The 22,723-nt window shown below is 74.9% G+C and carries 8 protein-coding genes; 7 read left to right on the top strand and 1 reads right to left on the bottom strand.

Annotated elements, in window-relative coordinates; all coding sequences use genetic code 11:
* Window positions 1-4: 4 nt before the first annotated feature.
* Window positions 5-14,446, bottom strand: coding sequence for a type I polyketide synthase (locus ACFV04_RS01900; protein ID WP_380526214.1), 14,442 nt, complete (start codon window positions 14,444-14,446; stop codon window positions 5-7).
* A 690-nt stretch (window positions 14,447-15,136) separates the two neighbouring features.
* Between ACFV04_RS01900 and ACFV04_RS01905 the strand changes: the two genes are divergently transcribed.
* From ACFV04_RS01905 to ACFV04_RS01935, 7 genes are all read left to right on the top strand, one after another.
* Window positions 15,137-16,894 carry a peptidoglycan-binding protein gene (locus ACFV04_RS01905; protein WP_380526136.1) on the top strand — a complete coding sequence of 586 codons (1,758 nt, stop codon included), beginning with the start codon at window positions 15,137-15,139 and terminating at the stop codon, window positions 16,892-16,894.
* Window positions 16,895-16,913: 19 nt separating this feature from the next.
* A complete protein-coding gene (locus ACFV04_RS01910) occupies window positions 16,914-17,423 on the top strand; it encodes a hypothetical protein (protein ID WP_380526138.1) in 510 nt (169 codons plus the stop codon).
* Window positions 17,424-17,610: 187 nt separating this feature from the next.
* Complete coding sequence (locus ACFV04_RS01915; protein ID WP_380526140.1) at window positions 17,611-19,458, top strand: phage tail sheath family protein; 1,848 nt, start codon at window positions 17,611-17,613, stop codon at window positions 19,456-19,458.
* Window positions 19,459-19,465: 7 nt separating this feature from the next.
* Window positions 19,466-19,990 carry a phage tail protein gene (locus ACFV04_RS01920; RefSeq protein ID WP_380339891.1) on the top strand — a complete coding sequence of 175 codons (525 nt, stop codon included), beginning with the start codon at window positions 19,466-19,468 and terminating at the stop codon, window positions 19,988-19,990.
* Window positions 19,991-20,001: 11 nt separating this feature from the next.
* On the top strand, window positions 20,002-20,733 hold the full coding sequence (locus ACFV04_RS01925; protein WP_380339888.1) for a hypothetical protein: 732 nt from the start codon (window positions 20,002-20,004) through the stop codon (window positions 20,731-20,733).
* Window positions 20,726-21,415, top strand: coding sequence for a hypothetical protein (locus tag ACFV04_RS01930; RefSeq protein WP_380526141.1), 690 nt, complete (start codon window positions 20,726-20,728; stop codon window positions 21,413-21,415). Before ACFV04_RS01925 ends, ACFV04_RS01930 begins: the two co-directional genes overlap by 8 nt.
* Before the next feature lie 37 nt (window positions 21,416-21,452).
* Window positions 21,453-22,721 carry a DUF4255 domain-containing protein gene (locus tag ACFV04_RS01935; RefSeq protein WP_380339883.1) on the top strand — a complete coding sequence of 423 codons (1,269 nt, stop codon included), beginning with the start codon at window positions 21,453-21,455 and terminating at the stop codon, window positions 22,719-22,721.
* Window positions 22,722-22,723 lie beyond the last annotated feature (2 nt).

A 22,723-nucleotide genomic window follows, 5' to 3' on the forward strand; every position in this document is an offset into this window, starting at 1 on the left:
TCTCTCAGGCGTTGCCGAAGTCGTTGTCGAGCAGGGCGAACAGCTCGTCCGCTGTCGCCGTTTCCGTCGCCGTGGCGGTGTCGTCCACCGGTCCGGGCGGTGCTGCCTCGCCGCCCGGTGCGCCGGCGCGCCGGCCCCAGCCGCGCAGCAGTTCGTCCAGTCGTTCGCCGACCCCGTCGGTGTCGGCCGCTCCGGGCGGGACTGCCTCGAGGAGCGCGGCCAGCCGGTCCAGCTCGGCCAGCAGCGGCGAGGGCGGTTCGGGCGCGGCGGACAGCTCCGCGTCCAGGTGGGCGGCGAGCGCTTCGGGCGTCGGGTGGTCGAAGACGACCGTCGGCGGGACGGCCAGCCCGGTCGCCCCGGACAGCGCGTTCCTGAACCGCACCGCGAGCATCGAGTCGAAGCCGACCTCGGAGAAGGAGCGTTCCGGGCGCACCGGACCGGCTCCGGGATGGCCGAGGACCGCGGCCGCGTGCCGGATGACCAGGTCGAGTACCGCTTGACGGCGTGCCTGCCGGTCCAGCGGTGCCAGCCGGGCGGCCAGTCGTACGGCGGGGGTGGCGTCGTCGTCGCCCACGGCCTCCGGGGTGTCCTCGGCCGGCACCGCGGTGGTGGCCGCGGTGGTGGCCGAGGTGGTGGCCGCGGCGGCCGTCCGGCCCGGTGTGGGCAGCCAGTACCGGTCGCGCTGGAAGGGGTACGTCGGCAACAGGACGGGTGCCGGGCCTCCCGGCCCGGGGGCCCCCGTCCACGGCGACCAGTCCACCGGACCACCGCCGGCCGCCCACGCCTCGGTCAGTGAGGCCAGCAGCCGGTCCCGGCCGCCGTCGCCGCGCCGCAGCGTGCCGACCGCCGACACCTCCCGCCCGGCCTCCGCGGCCACCGCCTCGATCCCGGCGAGCAGCACCGGATGCGGGCTGACCTCGACGAGCAGGGTGTGGCCCGCGTCGAGCAGGGCGCGGGTCGCTCCGACGAAGTCGACCGGCTCGCGCAGGTTGCGGTACCAGTAGGCGGCGTCGAGCGATTCTCCGGCGACGGGTTCGCCGGTCACCGTCGAGTAGAGCGGGACGGCCGAGGCGCGGGGGCGTATCCCGGTGAGGGCTTCGCGCAGTTCGTCCTCGATCTCGGCGACCTGGGCCGAGTGGGCCGCGTAGTCCACCGGGATCGCCCTGGCCCGTACACCTTCCCGGTCGCAGGCCGCGAGCAGGGCGGCCAGCTCCTCGGGCTCCCCGGCGACGACCACGGCGTCGGGGCCGTTCACCGCGGCCACGCAGAGGCGTCCGCCGGCGGGCATCAGGCTCGTGGTCCGCTCGGCGGAGGCGGCGATCGACACCATGCCGCCGCGTCCCGCCAACCTCAGCAGCGCCCGGCTGCGCCGCGCCACCACGAGGGCCGCGTCGTCGAGCGACAGCGCTCCGGCGACGTGGGCGGCGGCGATCTCGCCCTGGCTGTGTCCGACGACCGCGTCCGGGGTGACCCCGGTGTCGCGCCAGTGCGCGGCCAGCGCGACCATCACGGCGAAGAGCACCGGCTGGACGACGTCCACGCGGTCGAGCGTCGGCGCGCCGGGCGCGCCGCGCAGCACCTCGGTCAGGGACCAGTCGGTGTGCGGGGCGAGCGCCCGTTCGCAGGCAGCGATGGCGGTGGCGAACGGCGCGGAGGCGTCGAGAGCCGCCGCGGCCATGCCGGCCCACTGCGAGCCCTGGCCGGGGAAGACGAAGGCCGTACGGCCGCCGCGCGCCCGGTCCCGCACGACGTCGGGCGCGGGTTCGCCCGCCGCGAGGGCGTCCAGCCGGTCGAGGAGCGCGTCGCGGTCGCGGCCGACGGCTGCTGCCCGGAAGGGCAGGGCGGGGCGGGTGGTGGCGAGCGCACGGGCCGGGGCGGCGGCGCCCCCGTCGGGGCCGGCCCGCAGGTGCTCGCCCAGTCGGCGCGCCTGTCGGCGCAGGGCCGCGGGCGTCATGGCGGAGAGCAGCCACGGAACGGTGGTCCCGGTGTCCTCGGAGGGTTCGCCGTCCGTGCCGTCGGGCAGCGGGCCGGCGTCGGCGGCGGGTGCTTCCTCCAGGACGGCGTGGGCGTTGGTGCCGCTCATGCCGAACGCGGAGACGCCGGCCCGGCGCGGCCGGTCCCCGTCCGGGGCGTCCCAGGGGCGGGCGTCCGCGAGCAGCCGGACCGCGCCGGCCGACCAGTCCACCCGGCTGGACGCCTCCCGTGCGTGCAGGGTGCCGGGGAGCACGCCGTTGCGCAGTGCGAGCACCGTCTTGATGACGCCGGCGACCCCGGCGGCGGCCTGGGTGTGCCCGATGTTGGACTTCAGCGATCCCAGCCACAGCGGGCGGTCGGCGGGCCGGTCCTGGCCGTAGGTGGCCAGCAGGGCCTGCGCCTCGATGGGGTCGCCGAGCACGGTGCCGGTGCCGTGCCCCTCGACCAGGTCGATATCGGCGCCGGACAGTCCTGCCGCGGCCAGCGCGGTCCTGATCACCCGCTGCTGCGCGGGGCCGCTCGGAGCGGTGAGGCCGTTGCTGGCACCGTCCTGGTTCACCGCGGTGCCCCGTACGAGGGCGAGGACCGGATGTCCGAGGCGGCGCGCGTCGGAGAGGCGTTCCACAAGCAGGACGCCCACCCCTTCGCCCCAGCCCGTGCCGTTCGCCCCTTCGGCGAAGGAGCGGCAGCGGCCGTCGGGCGACAGGCCCTGCTGACGGCTGAACTCGACGAAGGCGTCCGGGCTCGCCATCACCGCGGCGCCGCCGACCAGGGCGAACGAGCAGTCGCCGGCGCGCAGTGCCTGGCCGGCCAGGTGCAGTGCCACCAGCGAGGACGAGCAGGCCGTCTCCACGGTCACGGCGGGCCCGCCGAGTCCGAGGGTGTAGGCGACGCGGCCGGAGGCGACGCTGGTGACCGTGCCGCTGAGGAGGTGCCCCTCGATCTCGTCGGACGGGTTCTGCGGGCCGGTGCCGTAGCCCTGGGCGGCGACGCCGACGTAGACGCCGCCCTCGCTGCCGCGGACCGACGCGGGGTCGAGTCCGGCCCGCTCCAGTGCCTCCCAGCTGGTTTCGAGGAGCAGTCGTTGCTGCGGGTCCATGGCCAGTGCTTCGCGCGGGGAGATGCCGAAGAACTCCGCGTCGAACTCGGCCGCGCCGTCCAGGAATCCGCCGCCGGTGGTGGAGAAGGTGCCCGGGTGCAGGGGGTCCGGGTCGTAGAGGGTGTCCAGCGGCCAGCCGCGGTCGGCGGGCAGCGCGGCGACCGCGTCCACTCCGTCGGCCACCAGCTGCCACAGGTCCTCGGGCGAGCGGACGCCGCCCGGGAACCGGCAGGCCATCGAGACGATCGCCAGGGGTTCGTCGGCCGCCGCGGGCCCGGCCGCGCCTCCGGCGCCTGCGGAGTCCGTCGCGGCCGTGCCGGTCGTGCCGTCGGCGTCCGGTTCGGTGCCGCTCAGCTCGGCGAAGAGGTGGGCGGCGAGGGCGGCTGCCGTCGGGTGGTCGAAGACGGTGGTGAACGCGAGCGGCAGAGCGGTGGCCGCGACCAGCCGGTTGCGGAGTTCGACGGCGGTGAGCGAGTCGAAGCCCAGCTCGCGGAACGGGCGGTCGGCCGTGAGGCCGGCGGCCGACTCGTGGCCCAGCACGGCGGCCGCTTCGCTCCGCACCAGTTCCGTCAGCAGTTTGCGGCCCTCGGGCCCGGACAGTCGGTGCAGCCGGTGCAGCCACGACGGGTCGCCGCCCGTGCCGGGTCCGGACCCGGCGGAGGTGTCCGCGTCCGCGGGGTCGCCGTCCGCCGCCCGGGGCTCCGGGGCGGCCGACAGGCCGCGCAGCAGCGCACTGTCCCTGACCGAGCCGAAGATCGGCGCGAAGCGGCTCCAGTCCAGCTCGGCGACGACCGGTTCGCCCTCGTCCAGGGTCAGCGCCAGGCCGAGCGAGGAGAGCGCCGCTGCCGGGGCCATCGGCACCAGCCCGTGTCGGCGCAGGCCGTCGCCGACCGCGCCCTCGGCCATGCCCGCGCCGGCCCAGGGGCCCCAGGCCACCGAGGTCGCCGTCAGGCCCCGGCCGCGCCTCGCCGCAGCGAGGCCGTCCAGGTAGGCGTTGGCCGCCGCGTAGGCGCCCTGGCCGCCGCTGCCCCAGGTGCCCGAGATCGAGGAGAACAGCACGAAGGCGTCCAGCGGGCGGTCTTCGAACAGGGCGTCGAGGTGGGCCGCGCCGCACGTCTTGGCCGCCGTCCGCCGGGCCAGTTCCTCCGGCGTGCAGTCCATCAGCGCGGTGTCCGAGGTGAGTCCGGCGGTGTGCACCACGGCCCGTACGGTGTCGCCCTCGTCGCGCAGCCGCCCCAGGACCCGCTCCAGCGCGGTGCGGTCGGCGACGTCGCAGGCCAGCAGGGTGCTCCGGGCGCCGAGCGCCGCCAGGGCGTCGACCAGCGCGTCGGCTCCGGGGGCCTCGGGGCCCCGCCGACCGAGGAGGACGAGGTGTTCCGCGCCGCGCTCCGCGAGCCAGCGCGCCACCTGGGCGCCGAGGCCTCCGGTGCCGCCGGTGACGAGGACCGTGCCGCGCGGCGTCCACGGTGCGGGCGCGGGTGTCGCGGGCTCCGGCGCGGGGACGAGTCGACGGCCCAACGGTGCCGGCGCGCGTACGGCCACCTGGTCCTCGCCGTCCCGTCCGGCCAGCACCGCGCACAGCCCGTCCAGCGCGGGCCCGTCCAGCAGGTCCGGCAGGTCGACCAGGCCGCCCCAGCGCAGCGGGTGCTCCAGTGCCGCCACCCGGCCCAGGCCCCACACCTGGGCCTGCTCGGGGCGGACCTCCTCCGTGCCGTCGGCTGCCACCGCGCCGCGGGTGGCGCACCACAGGGGTGCGTCGATGCCGCTGTCGCCCAGGGCCTGGAGCAGCAGCAGGGTCCCGGTCAGGCAGGCGTCGAGCATCGGCAGGCCCGGGCGGGGGCCCCGGGCCAGGGCCAGCAGCGACACGACTCCCTCCAAGGAGCCGAACTCCGGGAGGAGCGAGGCCAGTTCGGCGCGTTCGGCGGCGGCCCCGACCCGGATCACGGCCACGTCGGCGCCGTGTCCGGCGAGCGCCTGCTCGCAGGCGAGTGCGGTGTCCTCGGCACCGGGTCCGTCCGGGGTGACGAGCAGCCAGCGGCCGGAGAGGCGGGGCTCCGCGGGCGCGGTGAGCGGCTCCCATGCGATGCGGTAGCGGCGGGGGCCGGCGGGGAGCTCGGTCTCCCGGCGGGAGCGCCGGGCGGCGGGGGCCGGGTCCGGCGCGGCCACCGGCCAGAAGCGCCTGCGCTGGAAGGCGTAGGTGGGCAGGTCGACCCGCTGCACGTCGGTGCCGCTCCAGCCCGCCGACCAGTCCACCGCCACGCCGCGCAGGTGCAGCGAGGCGAGTGCGGTGCGGACCGCGTCCGGCTCGCCGCGGCCGTCGCGCAGCAGCGGCACCGTCCCGGGGCCGCCGGGGCCGCCGGGGGTGGGGGTGGCGTCGGGGAGGCAGGCGTGGAGCATGCCGGACAGCACGCCGCCCGGTCCGAGTTCGAGGTACGTCGTCGCGCCCTCGGCCCGCAGTCGGCGGGCCCCTTCCAGGAAGCGCACGGTGCCCCGGACGTGGCGCACCCAGTGTTCGGGGGAACGGAGTTCCGCGGCCGTGGCCGTGCGCCCGGTCAGGTTGGAGACGATCTCGATGCCGGGCGCGTGGTAGGTCAGCGACTCGGCCACGTCCCGGAACGCGTCGAGCATCCCGTCCATCCGGGCGGAGTGGAACGCGTGGCTCACGCTCAGCCGGCGGGTGCGCCGTCCGCGGGAGCGGAACGCCCCGGCCAGGCGCAGCACCGCGTCCGCGTCACCGGACAGGACCACGGAGGTGGGCCCGTTGACGGCGGCGATGTCCACCGCGTCCCGGCCCGGGTCGCGGTCCGCTTCCGTCTCCGGGAGGGGGTGCGGGTGCCCGGTGCGGTCGTCCAGCAGGGCCTGGTGCACTTCCTCCTCGGTGGCCTCCACCGCCACCATCGCCCCGCCCTCGGGCAGTTCGTCCATCAGCCGGCCCCGGGCCGTTACCAGCGCGCAGGCGTCGGGCAGGTCCAGCACGCCCGCCGCGTGGGCTGCGGCGAGTTCGCCGATGGAGTGCCCCATCAGCAGGTCGGGCCGCACACCCCAGTGCTGCACGAGCCGGAACAGCGCCGTCTCCAGGGCGAACAACGCGGGCTGGGTGTACCGGGTGCGGTCGAGCAGCGCCGCACCGGGGGTTCCGGGCTCGGCGAACAGGATGTCGCGCAGGGGCAGGTCGAGGTGCGGGTCCAGGCCGGTCAGCACCTCGTCGAGGGCGTCGGCGAACACCGGGTCGTCGCGGTAGAGCTCCGCGCCGGCTCCGGCCCGCTGGCTGCCCTGTCCCGGGAAGAGGAAGGCGGTCCGGCCGGAGCGTACGGCGCCTCCGGTGAGCAGGTGGCCCGCTGCCGTGCCGCGCGCGAGTGCGGTGAGCGAGCGTCGGACGGATGCCCGGTCCCGTCCCAGGACGGCGGCCCGGTGTTCGAGCGGGGCCCGTCCTGTGGCGAGCGAGTAGGCGACGTCCGCCAGTTCGGCGTCCGGGTCGGCATCGAGCCGGCTCATCAGTCGGCCGGCCTGTGCCCGCAGGGCCTCCGGTGTGCCGGCCGAGAGCAGCAGCGGCACGGGCGGGGCGGCCCGGCGCGCGGTGGCCGTGGTGGCGGTGCCCGGGGCGGGCACGGCCGAGGTGTCGGTCCGCTCCGGGGCGGGCGCGACCGCGACGGCCGGTGCCTGCTCGATGATCGCGTGCGCGTTGGTGCCGCTGATGCCGAACGACGACACGCCTGCCCGGCGTGGGTTCCCGGTCTCCGGCCACGGGGTGTGCGCGGTGAGCAGGCGGATGGCACCGTCGGACCAGTCGACGTGCGGGTTCGGCGTCCCGGCGTGCAGGGTTCCCGGCAGTTCGCCGTGGCGGATGGCCAGCACCATCTTCATCACCCCGGCCACCCCGGCAGCCGCCTGGGTGTGCCCGATGTTCGACTTCACCGAGCCGAGCCACAGCGGACGGTCCGCCGGGCGCGCCGGTCCGTGGACGGCCTGGAGCGCCTGCGCTTCGATGGGGTCGCCGAGCCTCGTGCCGGTGCCGTGGGCCTCGATCGCGTCGATCTGGTCGGCGCGCAGCGCGGCGTCGGCCAGGGCGGCGCGGATGACCTGCTGCTGGGACGGGCCGTTGGGGGCGGTGAGCCCGTTGCTGGCGCCGTCCTGGTTCACGGCGGTACCGCTGATCAGTGCGAGTACGGGGTGGCCGTGGCGCAGGGCGTCGCTGTGACGCTCCAGCAGCAGCACTCCGGCGCCCTCGCCCCAGCCCGTGCCGTCCGCCTCCGCCGCGAACGCCTTGCACCGTCCGTCGGCGGCGAGCCCGCGCTGGCGGCTGAACTCCACGAAGAGCCGCGGGGTGCTCATCACCGTCACCCCGCCCGCGAGGGCCTGCTCGCAGTCGCCGCGCCGCAGTGCCTGCACGGCCAGGTGCAGCGCCACCAGCGACGAGGAGCACGCGGTGTCGACGGTGAGTGAGGGCCCCTGGAGGCCGAGGACGTAGGACAGCCGCCCGGACAGTACGCTGGCCGTGTTCCCGGTCAGCAGATGGCCCTCGGACACTCCCTCGGCGCCCTCCAGCAGCGCGGAGTAGTCCTGACCGTTGGTACCGATGTAGACGCCGACCTGCCGGTCCTTCAGCGCGGTCGGGTCCTGCCCGGCGTCCTCGACCGCCTCCCAGACGGTTTCCAGGAGCAGCCGCTGCTGCGGGTCCATGGCCAGGGCCTCGCGTGGCGAGATGCCGAAGAACTCCGCGTCGAACTCGGTGGCGTCGTGCAGGAAGCCGCCCTGCCTGCTGTACGTGGTGCCGGCGTGGTCAGGGTCGGGGTCGTACAGCCCCTCGGTGTCCCAGCCCCGGTTCGACGGCCAGTCGCCGACGGCGTCGGTGCCCTTCGAGAGCAGGTGCCAGAAGTCCTCGGGCCGCGCGACCCCGCCGGGGAAGCGGCAGCCCATGCCGACGATCGCGATCGGCTCGTTGCCGCCGGGCTCCGCCCCCCGGCTCGCCTCGGAGCCGACGGAGCCGACGGAGCCGACGGAGCCGGCAGACTCGGCGGCGCCACTCGCCACGTCCGGTAGGTCCAGGTCCGCGAGCAGCCGGTCGGCCAGCGCCGACGGTGTGGGATGGTCGAACAGGACGGTGGCGGGCAGAGCCAGTCCGGTGACGGCGGCGAGCCGGTTGCGCAGCTCCACCGCCGTCAGCGAGTCGAAGCCGAGCGCGGAGAACGCCTTTCCGGACCGGACCGTGTCGACGTCGGGGTGGCGCAGGACCGTCGCCGCGTGGGTGCGTACCAGTTCGGTGAGGGTCCTGACCCGGTCCTCGTGGCGCGGCAGTACGGCGATCTGCTGCCGGAGGGTGTCGGCGGAGCCGCCGCCCTCCCGGGCCGCCGACGGCGCGGTGGTGTCCTGGACGGGCCTCGCGGCAGCCGGGTCCGGTATCCCGTCGAGCAGGGCGGCGGACCGCAGGCCCGTGCTCGTGGTGAAGCGCCTCCAGTCGACGTCGGCGACCACGACCAGTTCGTCGTCCTCCGCGAGTGCCCGGCCGATCGCGGTGACGGCCGTTTCGGGCTCCATCACCGGCATGCCGAAGTCCCGCAGCCGCGCGGCGACACCGTCCGCCAGCATGCCCGGCCCGGCCCAGGCGCCCCAGGCCACGGACGTGCCGGGCAGCCCGGCGGCCCGGCGGGCGGCGACGAGTGCGTCGACGGCCGCGTTGGCGGCCGCGTAGTTGCCCTGCCCGGCGTTGCCCACGACGCCCATCACCGACGAGAACACCACGAAGGCCGACAGGTCGAGACCCGCGGTGGCCTCGTGCAGGTTCCGTGCGGCGGTCAGCTTGGCGCGCAGCACCACGGCGAGCCGCGCGGGGTCCAGCGCGTCGAGCACACCGTCGTCGAGGACGCCCGCCGCATGGATGACGGCGGACAGCGGGTATCGCGCCGGGATGTCGGCGAGCAGCGCCGCCAGTGCGGCCGGGTCGGCGACGTCGCAGGCCGCGAAGGCCACTTCGGCGCCCAGCGCCGTCAGTTCCTCCCGCAGCGCGTCCGCACCGGGTGCGTCGGCACCGCGACGGCTGACCAGCAGCAGCCGCTCCGCGCCCTGGCCCGCGAGCCAGCGCGCCGTGTGCGAGCCGACGCCACCGGTGCCACCGGTGACGAGGACCGTGCCCTGCCATCGCGGTCGCGTCCGCACCCGGACGGCCGCGCCGTCCGCGCCACCCTTACGGGCCTTCGGCGGCGCGGACGACGCGGGCCGGAGCCGGCGTCCGTGAACCCCGGTGGAGCGCACCGCCACCTGTTCCTCATCGGCCACGGCTCCCGCGAGCACCGCGCACAAGCGGCGGGCGGCCCGTACGTCCAGCACCTCGGGCAGGTCGATCAGGCCGCCCCGGCGATGCGGGTGCTCCAGTGCCAGCGTCCGGCCCAGGGCGGCGGACGCGGCCTGGCCGACGTGTCCGGGCCGTTCCGCACCGCCCAGGACCGCCGTTCCCTTCGTCAGCGTCCAGAGCCGGGCGTGGATACCCGCGTCCTCCAGCGCCTGGGCCAGGGCGAGGGTCAGCGCCGGACCACCGGGCAGGTCGGGGTGTTCGGGATGGGGGCGCTCCTCCCAGGACAGCAGGGACAGCACGCCGGCGATCGGCTGCTCCCCGACGGTCTTCGTGAGCAGAGCGGCCATGTGGTCGCGGGTCGCGCCCGGATCGGCGACGACGCACGGGAGGAGGTCGGCTCCGGCCTCGCCGAGAGTGCCCAGGACGGCCGCCGCTTCGTCGCCCTCGGGACGCAGGGCGAGCCAGCGACCGGGGAGGCCGTCCGCCGGCGCGACCGACAGGGGTGCCCAGGCAACGTGGTAGCGCCAGGATCCAGCCCTCCGTTCACGGTTCCTGGCGGAGCGCCAGGTCGCCAGGGCGGGCAGGACTTCGTCCAGGGCTTCACGGCCGACCCCGAGGGTTTCGGCGAGTTGAGCGGGGTCCTGTAGTTCCAGGTCGTCCCAGCGGTCTTCGGCGGGGGCGGCCGGGACGGCGGCCGGGGCCGTCAGCCAGTAGCGCCGCCGCTGGAAGGCGTACGTCGGCAGGTCCACCCGTCGGCCCTCCGGGAACGCCCCCGACCAGTCCACCTCCAGTCCGCACTCCCACCCGCGGCTCACCGAGCGCAGCACCTGCTCCAGGCCGCCTTCTTCACGCCGCAACGTCCCCAGCACCGCGGCGTCCACACCCGCGGCCTCCACCGACTCCCCCACCGCCACGCCCAACACCGTGTGCGGGCTGGCCTCGATGAAGACGCGGTGCCCGGCCGCGAGGAGCCCGCGGGTCGCCTGCTCGAACTCGACGGTCTCCCGCAGATTGCGGTACCAGTACTCCGCGTCCAGGGCCTTCGTGTCCAACAGGCCACCCGTCACGCTCGAACAGAACGGCACGGCACCGGAACGGGGCACGATGCCGGCCAGATCGGACAGCAACCGCTCGCGGATCTCCTCCACCTGCGCGGAATGCGACGCGTAGTCGACCTCGATCACACGCGCCCGCACCCCCTCACCCACCAGCGCGTCGACCAGTGCCGCCACCGCGTCCGCGTCACCCGACACCACCGTCGACGACGGCCCGTTCACCGCCGCCACCGACAACCGCCCCGCCCACGGGGCGATCCGCTCCCGCACCACACCCACCGGCAGAGGCACCGACGCCATGCCACCCCGCCCCGCCAACGCCCCCACCGCACGGGAACGCAACGCCACCACCCGGGCCCCGTCCTCCAGACTCAAACCGCCCGCCACGCACGCCGCCGCGACCTCACCCTGAGAATGGCCCACCACCGCGTCCGGAACCACACCGAACGAACGCCACACCTCCGCCAGCGACACCATCACCGCCCACAGCACCGGCTGCACCACCTCGACCCGCGCCAGCAGCGCCTCCGAACCCAACGCCTCCGTCAACGACCAGTCGACGTAAGGCGCCAGCGCCCGCCCGCACTCCGCCATCCGCCCCGCGAACACCTCCGACTCACCCAACAGCCCCGCAGCCATCCCCACCCACTGCGAACCCTGACCCGGGAACACCAACACCGAACGACCGGAAACCAACCCGCCGCCGGCCACCGACCCCGGTGCCAAACGCCCCTCCGCCAGCGCCTTCAACCCACCGAGCAACTCGCTCCGGTCCCCGCCCACCACCACCGCACGGTGCTCGAAGGACGCACGCCCCACCGCCAGCGAATAGCCCACGTCCGCCCTATCAAGCCCGGGCTCCGCCACCACCCGTGCCACCAACGCCCCCGCCTGCGCCCGCAGAGCCTCCGCACTGCGCGCCGACACCGGCCACACCACCGTCCCGGGACGCCGGGCACCCTCCACCGCCCCGGCCGGATCCTCAGCCGGCGCAGACTCCAGGATCACGTGAGCGTTGGTCCCGCTGATGCCGAAGGAGGAAACCCCCGCCCGGCGCGGGCGTCCCGTGTCGTCCCACGCACGGGCCTCCGTCAGCAACCGGCCGGCCCCCGCGGACCAGTCCACCTCGGGCGTCGGACCGTCCACGTGCAGCGTCTTCGGCATCACCCCGTGCCGCATCGCCAGCACCGACTTGATGACGCCGCCCACGCCCGCCGCGGCCTGGGAATGGCCGATGTTGGACTTCAGCGAGCCGATCCACACCGGCCGGTCCGCCGGACGGTCCTGCCCGTACGTCGCCAGCAGCGCCTGCGCCTCGATCGGGTCACCCAACCGCGTCCCCGTGCCGTGCGCCTCCACCACGTCCACCGCGGACGCCGGCAGCCCCGCGTCCGCGAGCGCCGCCCGGATCACCCGCTGCTGCGACGGACCGTTCGGCGCCGTCAGACCATTGCTCGCACCGTCCTGGTTCACCGCCGAACCACGGATCACCGCCAGCACCGGATGCCCGTTGCGCCGCGCGTCCGACAACCGCTCCACCAGCAGCATCCCCACGCCCTCGGCCAGGCCGAAACCGTCGGCGGCTGCCGCGAAGGCCTTGCAGCGGCCGTCCGGAGCCAGACCGCCCTGACGGCTGAACTCCACGAGCATGCCGACCGTGGGCATCACGGTCGCGCCGCCGGCCAGCGCCAGCGAGCACTCGCCCGCCCGCAGCGCCCGTACCGCGAGGTGCAGGGCCACCAGCGAGGACGAGCACGCAGTGTCCACGGTGACCGCCGCTCCCTCCAGACCGAGGGTGTAGGCCAGTCGGCCCGACGCGACGCTTCCGGTGTTGCCGGTCAGCAGGTGGCCGCCCTCGTCGGCGCCCTGTTCGAGAGGGGGCCCGTAGTCCATGGTCATCGCCCCGACGTAGACGCCCGTCGGGGTCCGCCGCAGGGTGGCCGGGTCGATCCCGGCCCGCTCCAGCGCTTCCCAGGTCGTCTCCAGCAGCAGCCGCTGCTGCGGGTCCATCGCCGCCGCCTCGCGCGGCGAGATGCCGAAGAACTCCGCGTCGAACCCGGCCGCACCGGCGAGCGAACCCGCCTCTCGCTGGTAGTACCGGCCCGGCGTCCCCGGTACGGGGTCGTACCGTCCGGCGGTGTCCCAACCGCGGTCGTCGGGCAGCGCGGAGACGGCGTCGGCACCTGCCGACACCAGCTCCCAGAGTTCGTCGGGACTGCCGACACCGCCGGGGTAGCGGCAGCCCATGCCGACGATCACCACCGGGTCGTCGTCCTCGGCCCGCCGCACCGGCTCGTCCGCGTCCGTGTTCCCGTCGGGCCGGTCGCCGCTGATCTCGGCGCAGAGGTACGCGGTCAGGGCCGCCGGGGTCGGGCAGTCGAAGACAACGGTCGCCGGGATGCGCAGCGCCGTCGCCGCGCTCAGCCGGTTGCGCAGCTCCACGGCGGTGACGGAGTCGAATCCCAGGTCGAGGAAGGGCAGGTCGGCGGGGACCGGATCGGACCGCCCGGTCAGCGCGGCGATCTCCTCGCCCACCAGCCGTGCCAGCGCGGCACGCCGCTCCGGTACGTCCGATCCGGTTAGCTCCACGCGCAACGCGGTGCCGGCGTCCCGGTCACCGCCCGCGCCGCCGGACCCGTTCGCGTCCGCCGGGCCGGGCTCCGCGAGCGCCGCCAGGGCAGCCGCCGGCAGTTCCCGCACCCGGGCGTGCTGCCCGGCGAACAGCGCTTCCCGGTCCGGGGTGACACCGCGCACGTACAGGTCACCGAGCGAGGTCAGGAACCGGCCCGGACCGCCCTGGTCCCGGCGCAGCGTCCCGAGGACGGCGGCCTGCGCACCGTGTTCCTCCGCGCAGTCCGTGAGGGCGGAGGTCAGCACGGTGTGCGGGCTGACCTCCAGCAGGACGCCGTGCCCGTCCCGCAGCAGGGCCCCGGTCGCCTGGTGGAACCTGACCGTGTTGCGCAGGTTGCGGCACCAGTAGTCGGCGTCCAGCACCGGGACGTCCAGTCGTCCCCCGGTCAGTCCGGAGTAGTAGGGCAGATGCGGTGTGCGGGGCCGGATCGGTGCGAGGTCGGCGCGCATCCGGGGGACGATCGCGTCGATGTGGGGGGAATGGGCGGCCAGGCCCACCGCGATCCGCCGTGCGTGCACCGCGTCCGAGGCCAGGTCGGCGAGGAGTTCGGCCGCGGCGTCGCGGTCACCGGAGACGATCACGGACCGCGGCCCGTTGTGCGCGGCGACGACGAGGCGGCCGTCCCAGCGGCGCAGCCGCGGCTCGACCTCGCCCGCCGGGGCCATGACGGAGACCATGTCCCCCTTCCCGGCCAGGGTCGCCTGGGCCTGGCTCCACAGGGCCACCACCCGCGCGCAGTCGTCCAGGGACAGCGCGCCGCAGACCGCGGCGGCGGTGACCTCGCCGACGCTGTGCCCGAGCACGGCGGCCGGTTCCACACCGTGGGAGCGCCACAGCGCGGCGAGCGACACCGTCACGGCGAACAGCAGGGGCTGCACCACGTCGGCCCGGTCCGCAGCGGGTGTGCCCGGCGCGTCCGGGTCGCGGAGCACGTCGATCGGCGACCAGTCGACGAACGGTTCCAGGGCCTGCGCGCACGCGTCCATCCGGTCGCGGAACACCGTGGAGGTGTCCAGCAGGTCCACCGCCATCCGGGGCCATTGCGCGCCCTGTCCGGGAAACACGAAGGCGACCCGGCGACCTGCCCCTGCGGCGCCCTCCACCAGGCCGGGCATGCTCCTGCCGTCGGCGAGCGCGTCCAGCCGCCGCAGGAATCCGTCGCGGCCGTCCGCCACCAGTGCCGCCCGCCGGCTCCCCTCGGAAGCGGTGCGCGCGAGGGTGAACGCGATGTCCTGGGGACTCCAGTCGTCACGACCGGCCAGGTACGCGTGCAGGCCGCGCGCGCCGGCCGCCAGCGACTCCTTGCCGCTGCCTGCCAGTGTCCACAGCAGTGGTGCTTCCGTACCGTCGGGGTGCGCCATCGTGTCTTCGGACTCCTTCACGGCGAGCAGGACCATCAGTCGCCGGACCGTGGCGGGGGCCCGCTCGCACGGGTCGCGCGCCGACCGGGACGCCTTCGTCATGCCCGGCGTGTACCGCCACCGGACCTGCGACGTCGATCTTGCCCAAGTCGCATAGCAGCTCGATAGCGCAGGCCGCGACACGACGTGGACACGGGGAGCGGGCGGGTCGCGGAGCAGCGGGAGGCCCGCGCGCGCACCATGGGGCGGGTCGACCGTCCGTTCCGGCGGACCGCTCCGGGCCCGGAGCCGAGAGAGCACCACCGCTGCCCCGACACGGCAACCGGAGCTCGCTCGCCCGGTTCACCTCCACCCCGCCCGCCGCGACCCCGCCCGCCGCGACCGCGGCCGCGCCGACTGTGCCCGGGCGCGGGAGCACATCCGCTCGGCGGCGCTCAGCCGGGGCGCCGCCTCCGCGGGCCCGACCATCGCCCGCCGACCACCGGACAGGACCCCCGAACACCCTCGCCACGGCGTGTCGTCCGGTGGATGTGCCAGTGGCACGGGCCTGCAGAACGGGCCGCCGCAGAAGGCTCGCAGAACCCACAGAACACCTTCAAATCACAGGAGTTGACGTTCAGTCAGTCGTGCTGTGAAGTGGGCATGACGCCCTGGTCGACGTCGCGTGCCCCGGGGGATGGGGCCGGTCGGCCGTGGCTGCCATCGGCGCAAAGGGGGAGCATCCTGATGGCATACGCGAAGGGTTATGACGTCTCCGACTTCCAGTCGGGCATTCCGGGGGACGCGGAGTTCGTCTTCATCAAGGCCACCGAAGGCGGCCACACCGGCCAGTCGGGGTACGCCGACAAGCTCGCGGACGCCCGGGGGCGCGGGCTGGTGGTCGGGCACTACCACTTCCTGCACGCGGAGAACCCGGTCGAGGGCGAGGTGGAGCACTTCTGCCGGGTCGTGGGGCAGGTCCCCGCGGGCGAGCTGCTGGTGCTGGACTTCGAGCCGTACGGACAGTCGGTCGGCGACGGCGACGCGACCGAGGCGAAGAACCGGTGGCTGGCGGCGGTCAAGCAGCGTTACCCGGACCGCCTGGTCGGGCTCTACACCAACCGGGACTACTGGTTCCGGACGGACGACAACGCCGGTGACTTCCTGTGGATAGCGGACTACGTGTCCGCGGGTTCGCCGCGCATCCAGGCGTCCTGGCGCTTCCACCAGTACAGCGACGACCCGCTCGACGCGGACGTGTTCAACGGCTCGCTGGACGAGTTGCGGGCGTGGGCCGGCGCCGTCCGGGCCCCGGACCCCGAGCCGCCCGCGCCGACCCCGGCCCCGGGGCCGCAGTCGCCCGACTGGCCGGGACTGCAGCTGGTGGACCGGGACCAGTGGGGCGCGCGGCCCTGGCGCGAGCCCAACGGTTCGATCCCGTACGCCGGTCCGCGCGCCGGAGTGAAGGTGCACTACCTCGGCACGGCGTACACCTTCGACACCCACGACACCTGCCCGGCCTACGTACGACGCCTCCAGGCCTCGCACATGGACGACGACGGCTGGTCGGACATCGGCTACAGCTTCGTGGTCTGCGAGCACGGCTCCGTGTTCGAGGGCCGCGGGCTGAACCGGCGCAACAGCGCCAACGGCGACGTCCCGCTCAACGAGGCGCACTACGCGGTGTGCGGGTTGGTCGGCTCCTCCGGCTCGACCGTGCCCACCCCGGAACAGCTCAACGGGCTGCGGGACGCGATCGAGTACTGCGAGCAGCAGGGCCCGGCGGGCCCGGAGATCAAGGGGCACCAGGACGGCTACTCGACCGACTGCCCCGGCCCGTCGCTGTACGCCTGGGTGACGTCGGGTGCGCCGCGCCCCTCCGGCACGGTGGTCACCCCGCCCCAACAGCCCGCGCCCCAGCCGGACCCGACCCCGGACCCGACCCCGGACCCGACCCCGGCCAGATACCGGAAGGACGTCGGCGGCCTGTCGTACGGCTACGGCGCGCACGGTCCGCAGGTCACCATCGTCGGCGAGGCGCTGGTGACGGCGGGCTTCGGCTCGCACTACGGCCAGGGCCCGGGACCGGACTGGACCGACGCCGACACCCTCAACTACGCCGACTACCAGCGCAGTCTGGGCTACTCCGGCGGGGACGCGGACGGCGTGCCCGGCGAGTCCTCGCTGCGCCGACTGCTCGGCGGGCCGATCCCGCTGGCCGAGGTGTCGAAGTCGCGGGTGGTCGCGGCGGCCCGCCAGGACCCGGACGCGCCCCAGGGCGCCACCACGCACGCCGACGACGTGTACACGGTGGAGCGGGCCCTCGTCGCCGAGGGGCTGCTCGACCGGCAGTGGGCCGACGGCTCGTTCGGCACCCGGACCATCGACGCCTACTCCGCGCTGCAGCGCCGGTACGGGTACAGCGGGCAGCAGGCGGACGGCATACCCGGCATCGACTCGCTGACCCGGCTCGGCCAGGCACACGGATTCACCGTCGCCGGCTGACGTCGGCCGAGGAGGACAGATGTACCAACTCGCCCTGTCCCTGTGGCGCACGTGCGTGCCCTACATCGTCGCGTTCCTCGTGGTGCAGGCCGCGCGGCTCGGCCTGCACCTGGACAACGCCTCCGTCACCTCCGCCCTGGTCACCGGCTTCGGCACGGTCTACTACGCCGCGTTCCGGTTCCTGGAGCACCGGTTCGGCGCGAGCTGGGGCTGGTTCCTGGGGGCCGCCCGGCCGCCGTCCTACCAGCCGCCGGTCCCCGCGCCCGCGCCCACGCCGGCCACACCTGCACCCACGCCTGCCGCACCTGCACCCACGCCTGCCGCACCCACGCCTGCGCCGTCCGCGCCTGCACCCACGCCTACGCCCGCGCCGGCTCCGGCTCCGGCTCCGGCTCCGGCGCCCGAGCCCGCACCCACGCCTATGCCCGCACCCGCACCCGCACCCGCACCCGCACCCGCACCCGCAGCGACGCCGCCGGACCCCACGCCGGCCCGACCCGACTACCGGAACCTGCCCGAAGGCGGCTGACGGGCACCGGCACAGGGGTTGCGGAATGCCGAATTCCGCAACCCCCGAAAAGGCCCGGTATGACAATTAGCCTTTTCTGTTCAGGTCTTGACGAATTGTCACCTGAATCCGAGACTGAGCCTGCCACCAATGCATCCGGATTCCATTTCACCGGCCTCTTGATGCACGAAGTGAACGGAGGGGGAATTTGCCGACGACACCGACCTATCCGGGCGTCTACATCGAAGAGCTTCCCAGCGGCGTCCGTACCATCACCGCGGTGAGCACCTCGGTGACCGCCTTCGTCGGGGCCACCCGGCGCGGCCCGCTCGACCAGCCGGTCACCATCACCAGTTTCGCGGACTTCGAACGCCGTTTCGGCGGACTCGCGAGTCAGAGCCCGGTCAGCTACGCCGTCCAGCAGTTCTTCCTCAACGGGGGCTCGGTCGGGATCGTGGTCCGGGTCGCGGCGGCCGGCACCGGCGCCGCCGCGGGCGTCACGCTCAGCTCGACGCAGACCTCCACCGCCACCCCGGCCCTGGAGGTCACGGCCGTCGAGCCGGGGCTCTGGGGCGGGGCGCTGCGGGTCGCCGTGGACTACCGGACGCCGACCCCGGCCGAGACCTTCAACCTCCAGGTCTTCGACACCTCCGGCGCCGTCCGGGAGTCCTTCGCGGACCTGTCGACCCAGGCTGCCGGCCCCCGGTTCGCCGAGACGGTGGTGAACAGCGGCTCGACTGTCGTCCGAGTCAAGGTGCTCGCGGAGAGCCGGCCGGACCCGGTGGGCACCGTCTCCAAGCCCTTCGCGGCCACCCTGCCGGACCTCACCCACGAGATCCAGGTGAAGATCGCCGACGTCTCGCGGACCGTCACGATCCACGACCCCGCCGCGGACGGCACCGCGCCGACCACCGTCCCCGAGCTCGCCCTGCTGCTGGAGCGCAAGCTGCGGGCCCTGCCCGACGCCCCGGGCAAGCGGGCCTTCGCGGGCACCCGGGTGAGCGTGTTCGGGCGGCAGCTCCAGGTCGTCGCCGGCTCCACCGACCCGGCCGACGTGGTGCGCTTCCTCGGTGAGGCCGCCAACAACCTCGGACTGGAGGGCTCGGTCAACCCGCCGGTCCTCGCCCTCGCCGGCGGCCAGGACGGCGGAGCCCCCGGCATGACGGACCTGATCGGCAGCGAGGCCGGCAAGACCGGCATCCAGGCCCTGCGCGACGTGCCGGACGTCAACCTGCTGGTGCTGCCGGAACTGGCCGGCTACGCCAGCGTGGACGACGCCGTCACGGTCGTCTCGGCCGCCCAGGCGCTCTGCGTGGAGCAGCGGATGTTCCTGATCGTCGACTCGCCGCAGGCGTGGACGACGCTGGACGCCGCCCGGGCGGGCCTGTCCGCCTTCGACTCGGTGCGCAACGACCACGCCGCGCTGTACTTCCCGCACCTGGAGCTGGTCGACCCGCTCACCGGCCGGCTGCGCAGCTTCCCGCCGTCGGGCACCATCGCCGGCGTGATGGCGCGCACCGACGGCCAGCGGGGCGTGTGGAAGGCACCCGCGGGCACCGAGGCCGGGCTGCCCGGGGTACGCGCGCTGACCGTCCCGCTGACGGACCGGGAGAACGGCCTGCTGAACCCGCTCGCGGTGAACTGCCTGCGGACGTTCCCGGTGGTGGGCCCGGTGGCGTGGGGCGCGCGGACCATGGCGGGCGCCGACGCGCTCAGCTCGCAGTGGAAGTACGTCCCGGTGCGGCGCCTGGCGCTGATGCTGGAGGAGAGCCTCTACCGCGGTACCAAGTGGGTCGTGTTCGAGCCCAACGACGAGCGGCTGTGGGCGCAGATCCGGCTGAACGTGGGCGCGTTCCTGCACTCGCTGTTCCAGCAGGGCGCGTTCCAGGGCACGTCGGCGCGCTCGGCCTATTTCGTCAAGTGCGACAAGGACACCACCACGCAGGACGACATCGATCGCGGTGTGGTGAACGTCGTGGTCGGATTCGCGCCACTCAAGCCCGCGGAATTCGTGATCGTCAAGATCGAGCAGCTCGCCGGACAGTTCGAGGTTTAGGATCTCCATGGTCGAGTTCACCGTCAATCCATACCGGTTCGATCCGTACAAGAACTTCAAGTTCCTGGTCGTCTGGGACGGTCGGGTCGTCGCCGGAATCAGCAAGATCAGCCCGCTCAAGCGCACCACCGAGGTGGTGAAGCACCGCAGCGGGGGCGATCCGAGCGCGCCGCGCAAGTCGCCGGGGCGCACCGACTTCGAGGCGGTCACCCTGGAGCGCGGGGTCACCCACGACCCGGAGTTCGACCGCTGGGCCAACAAGGTCTGGATGGTCGGCGCGGGCCGCGGGGCGGAGGTCTCGCTGCGGGACTTCCGCAAGGACCTGGTGATCCAGGTGCTCAACGAGGCCGGTCAGGTGGCGGTCGCCCACAAGCTGTACCGCGCCTGGCCGAGTGAGTACCAGGCGCTCGGTGAACTGGATGCCAACGCCAACGCGGTGGCGATCCAGAGCCTCAAACTGGAGGTGGAGGGCTGGGAGCGGGACGAGGAGACGCCCGAGCCGGAAGAGCCCTCGTTCCAGCAGCCGGCCTGAGCGGCCGACCGGTGGAACTCGCCGGGGAGGCAGCCCTGTTGGCCGCCTGGGAGGCCGGGCTGGCGGCCGGCCGCACCGGGCGGGCCCTGCTGCTGCACACCGTCGCCCGTCCGGGCGCCGGGCCGGAGGAACTGCTGGCCGTACCGCTCGGCCGACGGGACGCCGAACTGTTCGGCCTGCGCGCGGAGCTGTTCGGCGAACGGCTCAACGTGCGGGTCGGCTGCCCGAGTTGCGCGGAGGAGATGGAGTTCGCCTTCGACGCCGGGCAGGTGGTCGGTGCCGCGCGGCCGGCGGACGGCCCGCTGCGGGTGGAGCTGGACGGCTGGCAGGTCGGCTTCCGGCTGCCCACCCCCGGCGACCTGGCCGCCGCCGAACAGGCCCCCGCAGGCCGGGCCAGGGCCGTGGTGCTGGAGCGGTGCGTGCTGACCGCCGAGCACGGCGGGGAGCCGGTCGCCGCCCGGCAGCTCCCCGAACCGGTCCAGCGGCGCGTGGCCGAGGCCGCCGCCGCGGCCGACCCCTGCGCGGACGTCCGGCTGAACCTCAGCTGCCCCGAGTGCGGCGAGCAGGCCCTCGCCGAGCTGGACATCGCCTCCTACCTCTGGGAGGAGCTGGACGATTGGGCCCGGTCGACCCTGCTCGACGTCCACCTCCTGGCCACCGCCTACGGCTGGAGCGAGGCGGAGATCCTGGCGCTCAGCCCACTGCGGCGCCGCTACTACCTGGAGCTGTGTGCAGATGCCTGACCACTTCGACCGCCTGGTGGCGAAGGGCGACCCGGGCGGGGACCGGGCCGGGGTACGGGTCCGCCCGCGCCTGCCGGGGCCGTTCGAACGGCCAGAGGCGCTCGCTCCGGCGCTGCCGGTCGTGGACGAGGAGTCGTTCGGGCCGGGCCGCTCGGGCAGGCGACCCGCTCCCGTGCCACTCCCCCGGCCGCCGGCGGCGCCCGTCGAGAGGGCGCTGCGGACGGTGGTCGGTGAGGACCGGCCGGCTGTCGCACCGGTCCTTCCGCTGCCGCGCCCGCCGCTGCTGATCGCGCCACCGGTCACCCCCGTTGCCGCACCGGCCGTCGAGCCGGCGCTGCGGAGGGAGGACGCCCGCCCGGCAGCCGTACCGACGCCCGTCACCGCACTGCACCGGGCGGCCGCCCCCGAGCTGCCGACCGTGGCACCGCCCGCACCGGTCCGTACGGCCGCCGCCGCGCCGGCGTCCGTACGGCGGGCCGCCGCGGCAGCCGCCCCGGGCCAGGCGCACGGGACCGGGACCCGCCGCCGGCAACGGCCGGTCGAGCGGGTGGTACGGGTCCAGATCGGGCGGGTCGAGGTCAAGGCCGCCCAGCGCACGCCGACCGGACCGCGCAAGCCGGCGGCCGCCCGCCCGGGCCCGGCCCTCGACCTGGACAAGTACCTCAACCGGGAGACCTCATGACCGAGCGGGTGGGGCACATGACCGAGGGGGTGAACCCGTGAGCAACCACCTCGCGATCGCCACCGTGAGCGAGGCGCTGCGGCTGCTCATCACCCGAGCGCTCTCGCCCGACATCCCGTTCGCGGTCGAGGTCAGCACCCGCAAACCGCCGACCGAGCCGCCCACCGACCCGACCATCACCGTCTTCCTCTACCAGGTCACGCCCAACGCCTCGCTGCGCAACCGCGACGCGCCCACCCGCGCGACCGACGGCACCCTGCTGACCCGGCCGGCTGCCGCCCTGGACCTGCACTACCTGATCAGCTGCTACGGCGAGGAGACCCAGCTGGTCGGCCAGCGGCTGCTCGGCTGCGTGGTCCGGGCGCTGACCGAACAGCCGCTGCTGTCCCGGCAGTTGATCGACGAGGCGGCCACCCAGCCGTACCTGGTGGGGACGGACCTGGCCGCCTCGCCGCAGCGGGTGCGCTTCACGCCCACGCCGATGGACGTGGACGAGATGTCCAAGCTGTGGATGACGCTGTTCCAGACGCCGTACGCGCTGTCCGTGGCCTACCAGGCCACCGCCGTCCTCGTGGAGGGCAAGGCCGATCCGGTGGCCGGCAAGCCGGTGCTGCGCCGTTCCGTGCAGGCCGTGCCGTCCCGCGGACCGGTCGTCGAGCGGGTACTCTCCCGGCCCGCCGGGTCCCGGGGCGCCCCCGCGGAAGGGCCGGTGACCAAGGACCGGGAGCTGGTGGTGGACGGCTCCGGCCTGCGCGCGGACCTGGTGGTGGCCCGGCTGGGCGAGCGCCGGGTGACGGTCGACCCGGGCGGTGTCCGGGACGACCGTCTTGTGGTCGCCGTACCGGAGGACCTGCCGCCCGGTGTGTTCCGGGTGCAGGTGCTGCACGGGCTGGCACTGGACGGCCGACCGGCCGCCGAGCACCTCGCCGTGGAGTCCAACGTGCAGACCTTCACCCGGCAGCCGCGGATCGACGCGCCGATCGGCACCGCGGACCGCAGCGACGGACCGGCCGGGGTCTCGGCCCGGCTGGATGTCCGGCTGGACCTGCCGCTCCGGGACGACCAGCAAGTCCTGCTGCTACTGGACGAGTTGCACCCGCCCGCCGGGCGGCCCGGGGCGAGCCACCAGTTCCGCGCACCCGCGCCGCCGCTGCCGCGCACCGACCCGTTCGAGGTCCGGGTGCCGGTCGTCGGCGTCCGCCCGACGGCGTACCTGGCCCGGATCCAGGTGGACGGCGTGCCGAGCGAGTTGACGGTGTCCGGCGACGGGGCCTTCACCGGCCCGGTCGTGGACCTGACGCACTGACC

The sequence above is a fragment of the Kitasatospora sp. NPDC059599 genome (assembly GCF_042735125.1).
In the GTDB taxonomy this organism is placed as follows: Bacteria; Actinomycetota; Actinomycetes; order Streptomycetales; family Streptomycetaceae; genus Kitasatospora.